Below are 14513 nucleotides of genomic sequence, written 5' to 3'. Positions count from 1 at the left end.
GTTCCCGGGGCGGGCGGCTTTGCTGTCGGCCCTTCCTTACCATCCACTAACAGGGCCGCCCACATCAGGCGCGCGGGTTGATTCGCACGGCTCGATCGACGCGGTCGTCAAGGAGTAGCTTATGGCCCGCCACACCATCGCCGACTATCTGGCGAAAACGCTCGCAGCCGCAGGCGTCGAGCGCATCTGGGGCGTGACTGGCGACAGTCTCAACGGACTGGCGTACAGCCTCGACCAGCTCGGCTCGATCCGCTGGATGCATACGCGTCACGAAGAAGTCGCTGCATTCGCAGCAGGCGCAGACGCCGCCTCGACCGGCAAGCTCGCCGTCTGCGCCGGTAGCTGCGGCCCCGGCAATCTGCATCTGATCAACGGGCTGTTCGATTGCCACCGCAATCATCAGCCGGTGCTGGCGATCGCCGCACATATTCCGTCGACGGAAATCGGCCTCGGCTACTTTCAGGAAACCCATCCGCAGGATCTGTTCAAGGAGTGCAGCCACTTCGTCGAACTGGTCTCCAACGCGTCGCAGTTTCCGCGCGTGCTGGAGCGAGCAATGCGCACCGCCATCGAGGAACGCGGCGTGGCCGTGATCGTGTTGCCCGGCGACATCGCGCTGAGCGAAGGGCCCGCCGAAACGCCGCGCTGGAGTACCAGCGAACCCGCCACCATCGTGCCTGCGCAAGCCGATCTCGAGCGGCTTGCGGGTATGCTCAACGGATGCGAAGCCGTGACGATCATGTGCGGCAGCGGCGTGGCGGGAGCGCATGACGAAGTGGTTGCGCTGGCCGACACGCTCGGCGCCCCGATTGTCCACGCGCTGCGCGGCAAGCCTTTTATCGAATACGACAATCCGTACGACGTCGGCATGACCGGCCTGATCGGCTTCAGCTCCGGCTATCACGCGATGATGTCGTGCGACACGCTGCTTCTGCTGGGCTGCGATTTCCCTTATCGGCCGTTCTATCCGCCCGGGGCCAAGGTCGTGCAGATCGACCACAAGGGCTCGCAACTGGGCAAGCGTGCGCCGCTCGCGCTCGGCCTCGTGGGTACCGTCAAGGAAACGGTGAGCGCGCTGTTGCCGAAGCTGCAGCGCAAGACGGACCGCAAGTTTATCGACAACGCGCGCAAGCACTATGTGTCGGCCCGCAAGGGGCTCGACGAACTGGCCACGCCGGCAGGTCCGGGCCGGCCGATTCATCCGCAGTATCTGGCCAGAATGATCGACCAGGTCGCGAGCGAGGATGCGATCTTCACCGCGGACGTCGGCACGCCGACGCTGTGGGCAGCGCGATATCTGACGATGAACGGCAAGCGGCAACTGCATGGCTCGTTCAATCATGGATCGATGGCCAACGCCATGCCGCAGGCGCTCGGTGCGCAGGCGGGCCATCCGCAGCGGCAGGTGGTGTCGTTGTCGGGCGATGGCGGTCTGTCGATGCTGCTCGGCGATCTGCTCACCGCGCGCCAGCTCGACCTGCCGATCAAGGTGGTGGTGTTCAACAACAGCCTGCTGGGCTTCGTTTCGATGGAGTTGAAGGCGGGCGGCTACCTCGATACCAATGTCGATCTCAGCAAGACCGACTTCGCTGCGATCGCTCAGGGCGCGGGCATTTTCAGCATTCGGGTGGACGAGTCGGAAGGCGTCGAGGCGGCCTTGCAAAAGGCGTTTGCGCATCCGGGACCGGCACTCGTCGACGTCGTCACGTCCAAACATGAGCTTGCCATGCCGCCCACCATCGAGCTGTCGCAGGCGAAGGGCTTCAGTCTGTATATGCTGCGCGCGATTCTGAGCGGACGCGGTGACGAGATCGTCGAACTGGCAAAAACCAACTTGCGTTAATACGACGGGGCGGGTGGTAGTACATCCGAACATTAATCCAGACGAAAGCGGACACCGGGTTGTCATGCTGGGAGTACAGCCTATACTGAACTTGCTGGCGCCTGACAAACCGGCGCAAGAATCGTAGCCGTTATCACGCTTTCCCTGCTTTCCGCGTTTTCCACCGTTGCCAATGCCACCGGCGCCGCCTTGAACGGCGGCGCCGGCCATCACCTCGCACACAGGAGTACGTTCCATGAATTACGTTACTACCAAGGATGGCGCAAAGATTTTCTACAAGGACTGGGGCACGGGGCAACCTGTCGTGTTCTCGCACGGCTGGCCGCTCAACGCGGATGCGTGGGATGTGCAGATGTTATTTCTGCAGCAAAAGGGCTACCGCGTGATTGCCCACGATCGCCGCGGCCACGGCCGTTCGAGCCAGACTGGCACCGGTAACGATATGGACACCTATGCGGACGATCTGGCCGCTGTGATCGACGAACTCGATCTGAAGGATGCCGTGCTTGTCGGCCACTCCACCGGTGGCGGAGAGATCTCGCATTATGTAGGCCGTCATGGCACGAAGCGTGTCAAGAAAATGGTCCTGATCAGCGCGGTCCCGCCGCTCATGCTCAAGACCGAAGCCAATCCGATTGGTCTGCCGAAGGAGGTCTTCGACGGTATCCGCGCCAGCACCGCCAGCAATCGCTCGCAGTTTTTCAAGGATCTGGCGATGCCTTTCTACGGCTATAACCGGCCGAATGCAAAGGTCGTGCAAGGCGTGATCGACGAGTTCTGGCGCGAGGGGATGCTCGGTTCGGTGCTCGGCGAGTACGAGTGCATCAAGCAGTTCTCGGAAGTCGACTACACCGCCGATCTCCAGAAGATCGATGTGCCGACGCTGATCCTGCAAGGCGACGACGACCAGATCGTGCCGATCGATGCTTCGGGCCGCAAGTCCGTCGAAATCATCAGGAATGCCACGCTCAAGGTGTATCCGGGCGCATCGCATGGCATGTGCACGACCGAAGCCGACAAGGTGAACGCCGATCTGCTTGCGTTCCTCCAGTCGTAAACCGACATAAGCAAGTTCAACGCAGCATCGACCGTGCTGTGCCGTATTGTCCGCATTAGCGTCAAATGATCGGCGGCCGGAGGAGTCCGGCCCATTTCCCCTTGGTTAACTGAGAGGCATACCGACATGGAACAAGTTACCCCGTGGAGCCAGGTCGTCTCGCTTCTATCGCATGGCATCAATGATGAAATGTTCGCGGCGCAGCCCTGGCATGCAGGCTGCGGTTCACACCCGGCCAACGGTGTGGGCAAACCGCGCGGCGCGCAGCAGGGTGCACCGGCCGCCGACTGCGATAGCAAGATTACGTCGATCGAGCGTCAGGACGAGGGCCTCGCGCTGGTGTCCTGGTGCGATCCAACAATGTGCCATTACATCGATCAGGTCTGGAATCAGGTCGTGGCCCGCAGCTCCGGTTATTGCGCGTTGACAGGGCAACGGATCGAGCGGGGCGACACGGTCTTCAAGCCTCGCGCGCGCGGGCGCAACCGCCCGGCCAACTGCAACGAAATGGTGCTTGCCGCAGCACTCGCGCAGGACGACGGCACGCCGGCCTGACAAGGTGTGCCCTTTGGTTGTGTCCTCCAGTTGTGATGCTGTGACGTCCTTTTTCTATCAGGAAGAACGATGATGAAAAAATCGAAACTCGCGATGGCTCTCCTGCTTACTTCCACGCTGAGCGTGGCATGCCTTCAGGCGCATGCCCAGGTGGCGGGCTCACAAACGGTCGGCATCAGCGTATCGGAGTCGGAGTTGATCGTACGCGGATGGAGCGTGAAGAAGGCGATTCTCGGCAAGCCGGTAGTCAACGACAACGGCGAGCAGATCGGTGTGGTGCACGACATCATCATTGCGCCGGACAAGTCGGCCTCGTTCGCGATTATCGCGGCGCATCAGTTTGCCGGCGTCTCACAACATGATGTGGCGATTCCGATCGACCAGCTCGACTTCGTGAAGGGCAAGCTGACGCTGGCGGGCGGCACGCGTGAAGCGATCAAGGCGATGCCTGCGTTCCAGTACGCGCACGTCGCTTCGATGCCGGTGACACGTTCCGAGTATTCGGAGCATCACTGAGGCGGTGTATCGGTGAGGAGTGGACGGCCCGGGTGCTTCAGGCAGCCCGCGTGATCCAAGCTTATTTCGCGGGCGTCTGCTCCGCCTCCGACTCCGGCTCCCAGCCACCGCCCAGCGCGAGGAACAGGTTGGCCTGATCGACCGCCACCTGTCCCTCCGCTGCTGCGACCTGGGCGCGGGTCGAGGTCAGCGTGCGGGTTGCATCGAGGTCCGAAATAAACGACTCGCGGCCGCCGACATACAGGCGATGCGTTTCACCCGCCGACTGCGTAGCCGACTTGAGCGCCGCCCGTAAAGCCTCGGCGCGCGTGTAGTCAGCCACGTAGGTGGCGAGACTCGTCTCCGTTTCACGCAGTGCATTGAGTACCACGCCGTCGAAATGTGCGAGCGCCGCTGTGCTGGCGTCCTCCGCTTCGCGCACGCGCCCACGCGCACCGTTGGTCGGGAAGGTCCAGCTGATCAGGGGTCCAAATCTCCAGTAATCGGTTTGCGACGTCACGAGATCTTCAGCGAGGCCAACTGTTCCAGTCGAGGCGCCGAAACTCACGGTGGGATACAGCGCGCCGGTAGCGACGCCGATCCGCGCTGTCGACGCCGCAAGCTGGCGCTCGGCTCCGCGCACATCGGGGCGGCGCTTGAGCAAAGCGGCGCCATCGCCGACTGGCAGCGCCTGCTTGATCTGCGGAACCTTGTTGCACGCGAGGACAGCAGGCGGCAGATCGGAGGGGGCGCGCGCGAGCAGCATCGCGAGCTGATATTGGGCGATTTTGCGCCGCGCGGTGTAGCGCGGAATATCCGCTGCCAGCGACTCGACCTGCGTCTGTCCGCTGGTCACGTCCGGCTGATTGCCGCGGCCGGCATCGCGCAGACGCCGCGAAACGTCCACGCGTTGCTTCTGCAGCGCCAGCGATTGCTGCGCGATAGCCAGCTCATCCGCCGCCGAGCAGTTCTCGATGTAGGCGCGCACCACTTCGGCCACCACGGTGATACGCGCGAGATCGCCAGCTGCCCGGGTCGCTTCGCTCTCGGCATTCGCTGCTTCCACGCCGCGGCGCAGTTTGCCGAACAGATCGAATTCATACGAGACACGAATGCCTAAGTCGCCTTCGTTCGAGACCGGGATCTTGCCGAAAATCAGGTATTGCTGTCCGGACTCCTGCGCCCGTGCGAATGCGGCCTCCGCGCCGCCGGAGAAACCGCCTTGCGCCTCGGCGACGCCGAGCGCTTCCTGCGAACGCGCGAGATTCGCGGCGGCGACACGCAGGTCGGTGTTCGATTTCAGCGCGTCGCTCACGAGCTGTTCGAGAACCGGGTCGTCGTACAGATGCCACCAGTCGGACGGCACCGGTTGTTGCGAAACGTGCTGACCGTCGACGTCGGGCAACGCCGCGTCGGCGAACGGCGCGTTGATGACCGCAGCCTTTGGCAACGAATAGTTTGGACCGACGGTGCATGCGCACAAGGCCAATGCGAACAACGGCGCAAGTGCCGCCAGCGGTGCCAGTGGCAGAGCGGGTAGGGTGCGCAACGGCTTCATCGCGCGGCGCTCGCGGCGGATTGCGCAGCCGCTGCCGAGGCGGGCGGAACTGCAGCGGGCTGCGCCGGAGACGGCGGTGTCGAAGCCGGCTGTGATGCGGCAGGCTGTGATGCGGCCGGCACACCCGAAGCAGTCCTATGGTCCACCGCGCCCTGCGAACCGATGGACGGCGCGAGTCCGCGCACGGACACGGTCGCCGTGCGTCCTGCGATCATGCGGAAGTCCTTCGGCACATCGTCGAGCGCGACGCGCACGGGGATGCGTTGCGCGAGGCGCACCCAGCTAAAGGCCGGGTTCACGTTCGGCAGCAGGTTTGCTCCTTCGCCGCGGTCGCGGTCCTCGATCGCGGACACTATGCTCGCCACGTGCCCACGCAGCACACCCGGCTCGCCCATGATCTTGATATCGACGGCCTGGCCGATATCGATGCCGCTCAGCTTGGTCTCCTCGAAGTAACCGTCCACGCGGAACGAATGCATATCCACGACCGACAGCACCGCCCGGCCTGACGACGCGAATTCGCCGGTGCGCGGCGCGCGGTCGTTCAGATAGCCGTCCACCGGACTGACGATGTGAGTGCGTTGCAGATTCAGACGCGCGGTATCGACGGCGACCAGCGCATCGTTGAGCGCCGCCTCGTCCGTTTCGACGCGCGAGCGGCTTTCTTCCGCGACTTCGCGCGCGACGAGGTCACCCAGCTGACGGTTGCGCACGTCTTCGCGACGGGCCTGATCGAGCGTCGCGCGCCGCTGTTGCGCCGTGGCCAGCGCCTGCTGCAGCGCGAGCGTGTAACGCGCCTGATCGATCACGAACAGCGTTTGCCCCTGCCTGACCTGCTGATTGTCGACGACGTCGACCTCGGTGATCAGACCGGACACGTCGGGCGCCACCTGGATGATGTCGGCACGGATGCGGCCGTCGCGTGTCCATGGCGAGAACATGTAGTAGTTGATCATCTTCCACAGCACGAGGCCCGCGATCACGACGACGATCAGGGTCAGCAGGATCTGACCGATGGAGAACCAGGTTTTTTTCACGTTATGAACCGGTGCGAAACGAGGACGACAAGACCCAGCAGCAGCACATAGATGCCGAGATCGAAAATGGAACGGTGCCACACAAGACGATAAAAGCCGGTACGCTCGAGCACCGTGCGAATCGCGAGGCCGAGCACATAGGCGACGAACATCAGCACCAGCACGGCCGGCACGAACACGCCGAAGACATCGACTTCGCCGATCATGGTTCGTAATCCTGAAGTGAGGTCAGTGGTCGCATCATGTGGCAGCTTCCTGGTTGGGCGCGGCAGGTGGGCCAAGCGAAGCGATCGTGGCCGGAAACAGTGACAGGCGCAACCCGACCAGCGCATGCTGCGCATCGCGCAACTGCTTGGTATAGAGGGCCGTGCTGTTCGCTGTATTGAGGAGCCCAAGGGCGCCGACCCGAGCGAGCGCCGTGTCGATCGCGGACATCAGGCTCTCGGGCACGGGCTGGCGCTTGCGGCGCGCGACACAGGTTTCGAAGTGACCGCGGATGCCGTCGAGCACGTGGTCGATCGAAGCAGACGTCTCGCTGCCGAGCTTCAGACGCAGACGGCGCAAGTCGACCGCGTTAAAGGCAATGCGCAGATCGCGGAAGCTCTCGATGGACGGATGGCGGTTGTCGTCAGTCGCGGCGAGACGCGGGATCAACTGCATCAGGCGGTCCAGCATGCGCGCCGCCAGATTGCGTTGATCTTCAATCGGCCTGGTCGAGGCGCTCAACACCACGTCGGCCCAGCTCGAACGCATCAGACGGGAGGCCGCAAGCTCGGCGCCGAACGGCCGTGTCACGCGGGTCCAAAGGTATGCGTACAACAGACCCGCGAGGCCCGCGAGGTTGCTGTTCACGAAGATAAAAAAGTCGGCATCGTAGGCGTCCTGAATGCTGATGAAGGTCGCGGTATTGACGGCCACCAGCATGGTCGCGAGATTAAACTGCGGACGCGGGATCAGCGTGCCGACGAGGATGAACGGCCCCGCGAACAGGATCACGAGCATCGGGAAATCGTGCACGTTCGGCAGCACAACGAACAGATAAAGTCCCGCCAGCACGACACTGGCCGAGGTCGAAGTGAAGAATTTGAACACTTGCGGCGCGGGCTCGTCGAGCGCCGCAAAAAAGCAGCATGCAATGGCGGCGAGCGTGACCGCGCCGGCGCCGTCGTTCCAGCCGGAACTGATCCACAGCACGCAGCCAAGAACGATCGCGCCGACCGCCGAACCGGTAGAGAACAGCATCATGCCGCGGTCGAAATAGCGCTCCGTTCCGCCCACCCGCCAGTGCCGGAAGCGCGGCTGCCAGGTGCCGTCCTCTTCCACGACGATGCGCCGCAGCGTCCGGCAGTCCTGCCAGACGTCGATGACCTGCTTGAGCCGCCACAAGGCATTCGAAAGGACCGCGCCTTCCCAGGTGGCGAACGCCGCAGGCGGCGGCTGCAACGCGGCGATACGCTCGCGCAGGAGGTCGGCTTCGAGGTCGGGCCGCTCATGCTCCTTCGGGGGACGCAGCGGCGTGTTGAACCACTTGACGACATCGGCGAGCAGCGGCTCGAGTCCGGCGGGAGGCGTGCGCCGGTCGCCAAGCAACGCTATCAGAGGATCGGCCAGCGACGACATGATGGGCAGCAGCAGTTGCATGCGGCCGCGCAGGTCTTGAGCACGGCTTAGCACGTCGGGCCGGGTGTGATCGTAGGCGAGCTGGCTCAGCAGCAGTTCGAGGCTATTGACGGTGGCGGCGAGGCGCTGGCGGCAGGCCGAGATCGAGGCACCCGCAATGCGCCCCGACAGCGTCTCGGTGGCGTAGATGGCGGCGTCGCGGAACCAGCCTTCGGTGCGCTCGATGATGGTCGGCGCGAGGCGGTTCGGCAGAACGACGCCGCCTACGACGCTCGCGCACACGATGCCGAGCAGGATCTCCTCGGTGCGGGTGACGGCGAGGTCGAAGACGGCGGTGGGATTGAAGACCGCTGGCAACGCGATCAGCGGCATGGTGTAGCCCGCCAGCATGAAGACGTAGCTACGCGCGGTGCGGTCCGAGATCGCGAGATACAGCAGCGTGCCGGTCCACAGGGCGACGACCACGCTGAACAGATACGGGGATTCGACGAACGGCGGCACGAACAGCACCGCCGCCGATGCCCCAAGGGCGGTGCCGAGCGCCCGGTAGAGCGCTTTCGAACGGGTCGCGCCCACAAACGGATTAGAGACGATGTAGACCGTCGCCATGGCCCAGTAGGGCCGCGGCAACTGGAACGCGAGCCCGAGGTAGAGGGCGAGCATGGCTGCCGCAAAGGTCTTGACCGAAAACAGCCAGTCGCGCAGTGAGGGGTAGACCATGGCTTGTTATGCGGTGGCACGCCGGGTGGAGGTGCATGAAGCTTGCATGATAAATGAGTCTGTCGCGATCGTGCGACATTGCAGCTAATGGAGGGCAAGCTGGTCAAGTTCTCCAGCGGTAATGTATCCGGTAGCCGCCGGGGCCTCAAGGGTACTGAAGACCTCGGCGGCGGCCTGGCGGCACGCGATTCGTCCGCCGCGCGGTGTAGACCACCTGAAGGGTCGCAGACTACACTCTCATGCGGCGAACAAGGCGGCACGCTATCCCTCCACGCTGTATGGCTCGAAACGCGCATAGGCATTTAACAATGAGCGACAGGACTGCCCAATCCATCTGGCAACGCTGTATTCAGCTTCCAGGCCTGAGCGCGCGCTTCATGCGCTGCTGTGGTCTTCTGCTCGTCATGGCGAGTGTGCCTCTGCAGGCATGGGCGCAGCAGGCGCCGGCGAATGCCTCGTCTGACGAAACCGCGCTATTGCCGGGTCTCGTGCGTGAACCCATCGCACTGCAGATCACCTTGCCGGACGGCACGAAGCCCAACCTCGAAGCCTTGGTGGTGCGCCCGGACCGCTCCGGGCGCTGGCCGCTGGTGCTGATGACGCCCGGCACGCCGCGCGTCGCTGCGACAGGTGTTGGAGACCGTGCGCCGGAACTGCTGCTGACCGCCGCGGTGGCGTTTGCGCAACGAGGATACGCCGCCGTGATCGTCTTGCGCCGCGGCTTCGGGCACTCGGACGGTCCGTATGCAGAGAGCGGAGGTCCGTGCCGCAGCCCCGACTATCTCTCGCCCGGTAAGGCGTCGGCCGACGACTTGCTGGGCGCGCTGGACTCGTTGCGTGCGCAACCTTGGGTAGACGGTCAGCGCGTGCTGTTGCTCGGCAAATCGACCGGCGGTCTTGCCGTGCTCGCGGCGTCGGCGCGCAATCCGCAAGGCGTGGTTGGAGTGCTCGATTTCGCCGGCGGCCGTGGCTCGAGCCGCCCTGACTTTGTGTGCCGGCCGGATCAACTGATCGAGGCGGTCGAGCAGTATGGCTCGACGGCGAAGATGCCGAGCCAGTGGGTGTGGTCGGAGAACGATCACTATTTCAACCCTGATCTCGCGCGGCAAATGCTTGCGGCCTATACCTCGCACGGCGCGTCGGCGCAGCTCGCGGTGTTGCCACCGTTTGGCGACGACGGCCATGAACTGCTCTACGATGCTCCCGCTGAAGTCTGGTGGCCGACGGTCGAACCGTTCCTGAAGACGTTGAATCTGCCGACCCAGATCGTCGTGCAGTTGCCTGCCCCCGCTGTGCTGCCGCAACCGCCTGGTCTGAATGAGGGCTGCCGGGACCGGTTCGCGCTGTATGGCGCCTCGCGCAACGAAGGCAAGGCATTTGTGATCGCCGCAGGCGGGCATTGCTCGAATACGCTGATCGAGCGCACACCGCAGGAAGCCGCCGAGCATGCATTGGCGTATTGCAGATCGCGGTGGTCGGAGTGCGAGGTGTATGCGCTGGGGCAGCGGGTGGTGCAGTAGGGACGCGTGCCGGTCTGGCCCGTACGCGGCCCGTCTCCCTCGTGCTACGATGGCTCGCCAAGCTCGACGGAGAGATCGATATGAATCCGGAGACCGTAGCCAGGTTCGACCACGAATTCGCCCCCCGCATTGCAGCGACCATCGCCGCCTTGTTCGACACGGGTGTGCACGCGGAAGTGTTGCCGTATCACGGCCACGGCCATCCGACCAGCGTCAGGGTATGGGCCGAACCGATCGAAGTGGTGCGGCATTATCCGCACAAGCTCAATCTGCATCTGACCTGGGACAGCGACGAAATCGAGCGTCTGATGGGAGAGGGCGGCGAGGCGCGCTTCGCCAGTTATCTGGATGCGATTCCGCGCAAGCTCGATGCATGGCACAACGCGCGCGAGGTCGATTTTCGCTCGCATACTCAGGCCGAGCCCGAGATATTGATCGGCGGTCTGGACTTCGAGTCCTGACGCCGGTGCTGTGAAGCAACCGGCGCCGTATCCGCAGGGTCTGTCGGGTTCAGAGGACGAGTCCCGTCCTCCTGGGCCCGTTAGAACCGATTGCCGTTCGTGGCAATGCTACCCGGCGTGAACGATACGCCACGCAGCACTTCACCGAAGCCGGCACTACGCAGCGTCACGAACTTCTCCCTGGCGGCGCCAGCGGCGGTCGTGTTCTTCAGCACATCGCGCGTCACCACCAGGCGGTTCGGATCAGCGCCAATATCGCCATTGCCGCTGACTGTCGACGTAATCGCCCAGATCGTCACCGTGCCGTCGTTTTCGACGCGGCCGGTCAGATTGCGCAGGCCGTCGGTAGCAGGCGCCCACGGCAGGCCTGTGGCCGAATTCGAACCCGTCGGATAGCCCGGTACTGTGTACTCCGTACCAAGATTCAGACCGGCCTGAAGCGTATAAGCCAGCGTCCACTTTTTCGCCGAGGCGTTGTAGATCCATTTCTGCAGCCCTGCACCCGTTTGCGCGGCGGCATGCGTGAACAGATCGGTGCCGCCGGTGTAGCCGTCGCCTTCATCCGCAACGTACAGCGTCGTGGCGTTGGCGAACCACATGCCGAACGGGAAGGCGGGCGTCGTCAGCTGCTTGGTGAGCGTCGTGGGGAAGCCTGCCAGGATACACATATTGCTGGGCAGACCGCTCGTTTGCAGCGTCGCGGAATCAAAGGAAAGCGGCGTGGTGGGCAGCTTCGCGTTGGCCGCCGGCACGCCTGTGCCGGACGGGCAGGCGTTGCCGGTGGTGTCGAGGAAGTACACCGTATTCACGCCGTTGCTGCCGCTGCCCTTCGTGTAGTACAACACATTGTTGTAGATCGTGATGCCGCGGAAGTTGTCGTCCTTGCCGATCTTGTCGGCTTTGGCGCCGAGTTCGGTGACGGAGAAGCTGCCGAGCGGTGTCGGTGCGCCCGGGTCTTGCTGCGCCTCGGACTGGTTCGACGCTTCCACGATCTGCGCGCCTGTGCCGATGATCACGCCGTCGGGCTGCGGGTTCGAACCGTTGCCGGCATTGCCGGTGGCGTAGAAAAAGTCGTGGCCGTTACTGTCGTTCAGAATGGCGGCGCGTCCGTTATCGCCGCTGAAGGCATTCGTTTCGGTGAAGCGGAAATTGCCCAGACCATCCACGCGTGCAATCCCGCGAAACACGTTCTGCCCATCCGGATTGGTCGGATCGACTTCGCCGGGCGTATTCGCGTTCGAAGCATCGATCGCGTTCACGGGCGCAACGTAGCCGACAAAGCTCAGGTAGCGGCCGTCGGTAGACAGATGCAACGCCAGTTCGGATTTCGAACTAAAGCTCGTGACCAGCTGGCCGTTCGAATCGCGCTGGGGATGCAGACTGTTGGGGACTTCGAGTGAGCTGACCATTTCGCCCGAAGGCGTCAGCTGATCGAGATAGATGCGCGACGTGATACCGAAGTTCGAGTCGGACAGCACGTTGTTCCAGACGTACGGATAGGTGCCGTCGACCGTGGCGCCGGTGCTGCAGCCTCCGGTCGTGTTGGCACAGTTCGGCGGCAGGATCGTGCCCACCTGGACATTGCTCGACAGATTGTCATACACACTGCGGCTAACCACCAGCAAGCCGGGAAAGAACGGGGTTTGGCCGCCAAAAGGAAATTGCTGCGCACATGCACCGGCGCTTGCAGCGATCAGCGTGAGCGCTACCAATGGGTTTCGCGCTTTGAGAACAGAACGGGAATTGAAGCGGGAAAGAGCGCCGGTGAGCAGGCGCGAGCGGGCAGCGGTTTGCATCTGTAGTCTCCGTACAGCATTGAGGGAATATTAGTGACGGACCTGCAGGACAACCGCGCTACCGTAGCAGCGCTTCGTGAACGATTATTGACGTAGCGCTTTCAGATTCGTCAGGCAGTCTCTCCCAATCGAAAGAAACTGACGCTTTCCACGAGGCCAGACGCCTTGTTCTGCACTGCATCGGCGGCCGCGGCGGCCTGCTCGACGAGTGCCGCGTTGCTTTGTGTGACCTGATCCATCTGGTTCACAGCGTCGTTCACCTCGGCAATGCCGGTGGCCTGATCGACCGTAGCGGTTGCAATCGCTTCGACAATGCGCGTGACGCTACCCGCGCTTTCCACCACGCCATCCATCGTGTCGCTCGCGCGATGGATCAGTTGTGTGCCGACTTCGATGGTCGACACCGAGTCGCGAATCAGTTCCTTGATCTCGCGCGCGGCGTCCGCCGAGCGCTGCGCGAGACTGCGCACTTCGCTTGCGACCACGGCGAAGCCGCGTCCCTGGCTGCCCGCGCGAGCCGCTTCGACTGCGGCATTGAGCGCGAGAATGTTGGTCTGCGCTGCAATGGCTTCGACCACACCGGTGATGTCGACGATCCGCTTCGACGCCGCGTTGATCTGCGCCATCGTGCGCACTGCGTCGCTCATCACGACGCCGCCGTCACGCGCCGCTTGTGCCGCGGTTTGTGCAAGTGTGGTTGCGTTGCGTGCATGACTTGCGTTCTGTTGGACAGAGTCTGTGAAATGCTGCATCGATGCGGCGGTTTCTTCGAGCGACGCCGCCTGCTGCTCAGTGCGTGCGGACAGATCCAGATTGCCCGCGGCAATTTGCTGGGTGGCGGCAGAAATGGTCGTGGCGCCCTCGCGGATTTCGCTGACGATATGGCGCAGCCGCTGATTCATGTCGTTAAGTGCAATCAGCAACTGGCCTGTTTCGTCGCTGCTCTCGACGATCACGTCGGCACGCAGATCGCCTGCGGCCACCGCTTGCGCCACCCCCACGGCTTGCCTGACCGGCACGGTGATGCTGCGGCTCAGAAACCAGACCGCCGCGGCGCCGGCCACGAGCGCCGCCAGCACGACGACCAGCAGCAGGGTGCACGCGAGGTGGTAAGCGTTGAGGGAGGCCTGTTCGATGCGCTGGTTCGAAGCCTGCGCCTGTTGCATGACCGAAGCGACAATCGCGTCGATCGCATTGGTCGGCGCACGGTCGATGCCTTTGACGAGTGCGTCGACGATATGCGGGCTGTTGGGGTTGGCGACGTCGAAATGCTGGAGTGCGCCAAGATAGCTCGTCTGCAGCGACTCATGCGTGGCAATCGCATTGTCGACGCCATCGGGATTCACGCTCAACGCAGCCAACTGGCTTCTGAGTTTTTGCAACGCGGCGGTGGTCTTGTCGCTCTGTGCGATGAACGCCTGCCGATGAGTGGCGAGCGCGGTCGCATCGGCGCTGCGCAATAGCAGATCTTTCCATTCCTGAACCTGCTTCTTGAACTCGACCTGGGCGACGCGGGCGGTGTCGGCCGCCTGGCTGTATTGCTCGAGGGTCAAGGCGGATTCGGTCTGCAGCGTGTGCGTCTTCGAGAGCGCATGCCATCCTTCCAGCCCGACCACCATCGTCGCCGCCAACAGTACGGCGCCTAGCAATGCCAGCTTGGCGGCAATTTTCAGATTTCTAAAAGACGACACAACTACTCCTGGATACGTTAAGCGGATTGCTGCTTGTCGCCCACACTTGTGGCATCGGCGCAGCAGCCAGGACCGGTAGGGGCGGTCGGATGTTACGGCACGGTGAAGTGCGCCGCGAGTCCGGAAGGGCCGTGATGAGTATTTGGACTGTTTATGGCGG

Annotated in this window: 12 protein-coding genes; 6 read left to right on the top strand and 6 right to left on the bottom strand. The window is 63.3% G+C overall.

The window, feature by feature from the left end; genetic code table 11:
* The first annotated feature begins 121 nt into the window (after positions 1-121).
* The 4 genes from poxB (at position 122) to P3T24_RS09790 (ending at position 3971) form a co-directional block, all read left to right on the top strand.
* Entirely contained in the window at positions 122-1843 is a 1722-nt protein-coding gene (gene poxB, locus P3T24_RS09805; RefSeq protein WP_429434149.1) for a ubiquinone-dependent pyruvate dehydrogenase, read from the top strand.
* 235 nt (positions 1844-2078) lie between these two features.
* Positions 2079-2900 carry an alpha/beta fold hydrolase gene (locus P3T24_RS09800; RefSeq protein WP_429288254.1) on the top strand — a complete coding sequence of 274 codons (822 nt, stop codon included), beginning with the start codon at positions 2079-2081 and terminating at the stop codon, positions 2898-2900.
* Positions 2901-3026: 126 nt separating this feature from the next.
* Positions 3027-3455, top strand: a complete 429-nt coding sequence (locus P3T24_RS09795) for a DUF3331 domain-containing protein (RefSeq protein WP_429288255.1) — start codon at positions 3027-3029, stop codon at positions 3453-3455.
* A gap of 69 nt (positions 3456-3524) precedes the next feature.
* A complete protein-coding gene (locus P3T24_RS09790) occupies positions 3525-3971 on the top strand; it encodes a PRC-barrel domain-containing protein (RefSeq protein ID WP_429288256.1) in 447 nt (148 codons plus the stop codon).
* A gap of 61 nt (positions 3972-4032) precedes the next feature.
* On the opposite strand, the gene P3T24_RS09785 is transcribed toward P3T24_RS09790, so the two are convergent.
* Genes P3T24_RS09785 through P3T24_RS09770 form a run of 4 tightly spaced genes read right to left on the bottom strand, consistent with a single transcriptional unit; the run spans position 4033 to position 8885 of the window.
* A complete protein-coding gene (locus P3T24_RS09785) occupies positions 4033-5508 on the bottom strand; it encodes an efflux transporter outer membrane subunit (RefSeq protein WP_429434146.1) in 1476 nt (491 codons plus the stop codon).
* Positions 5505-6545, bottom strand: coding sequence for an efflux RND transporter periplasmic adaptor subunit (locus P3T24_RS09780; protein ID WP_429404249.1), 1041 nt, complete (start codon positions 6543-6545; stop codon positions 5505-5507). Before P3T24_RS09780 ends, P3T24_RS09785 begins: the two co-directional genes overlap by 4 nt.
* Positions 6542-6751, bottom strand: a complete 210-nt coding sequence (locus tag P3T24_RS09775; RefSeq protein WP_074264010.1) for a DUF1656 domain-containing protein — start codon at positions 6749-6751, stop codon at positions 6542-6544. Before P3T24_RS09775 ends, P3T24_RS09780 begins: the two co-directional genes overlap by 4 nt.
* Before the next feature lie 34 nt (positions 6752-6785).
* A complete protein-coding gene (locus P3T24_RS09770; RefSeq protein ID WP_429434144.1) occupies positions 6786-8885 on the bottom strand; it encodes an FUSC family protein in 2100 nt (699 codons plus the stop codon).
* 308 nt (positions 8886-9193) lie between these two features.
* On the opposite strand from P3T24_RS09770, the gene P3T24_RS09765 reads away from it, so the two are divergent.
* Positions 9194-10405: a dienelactone hydrolase family protein gene (locus P3T24_RS09765; protein ID WP_429434141.1), complete on the top strand. Its 1212-nt coding sequence runs from the start codon at positions 9194-9196 to the stop codon at positions 10403-10405.
* 80 nt (positions 10406-10485) lie between these two features.
* Entirely contained in the window at positions 10486-10866 is a 381-nt protein-coding gene (locus P3T24_RS09760; protein ID WP_429434138.1) for a DUF5594 family protein, read from the top strand.
* 80 nt (positions 10867-10946) lie between these two features.
* Here P3T24_RS09760 and P3T24_RS09755 read toward each other — a convergent pair whose 3' ends face one another.
* Both P3T24_RS09755 and P3T24_RS09750 read right to left on the bottom strand, forming a co-directional pair.
* Positions 10947-12662: a hypothetical protein gene (locus P3T24_RS09755; protein ID WP_429434135.1), complete on the bottom strand. Its 1716-nt coding sequence runs from the start codon at positions 12660-12662 to the stop codon at positions 10947-10949.
* A gap of 110 nt (positions 12663-12772) precedes the next feature.
* Positions 12773-14353, bottom strand: a complete 1581-nt coding sequence (locus P3T24_RS09750; RefSeq protein WP_429434132.1) for a methyl-accepting chemotaxis protein — start codon at positions 14351-14353, stop codon at positions 12773-12775.
* Positions 14354-14513 lie beyond the last annotated feature (160 nt).

Source organism: Paraburkholderia sp. GAS33 (genome assembly GCF_050436645.1).
GTDB lineage: Bacteria > Pseudomonadota > Gammaproteobacteria > Burkholderiales > Burkholderiaceae > Paraburkholderia > Paraburkholderia phenazinium_B.
The sequence above is the reverse complement of the archived record's forward strand: the minus strand, read 5'-3'. Positions and strand labels throughout refer to the sequence as shown.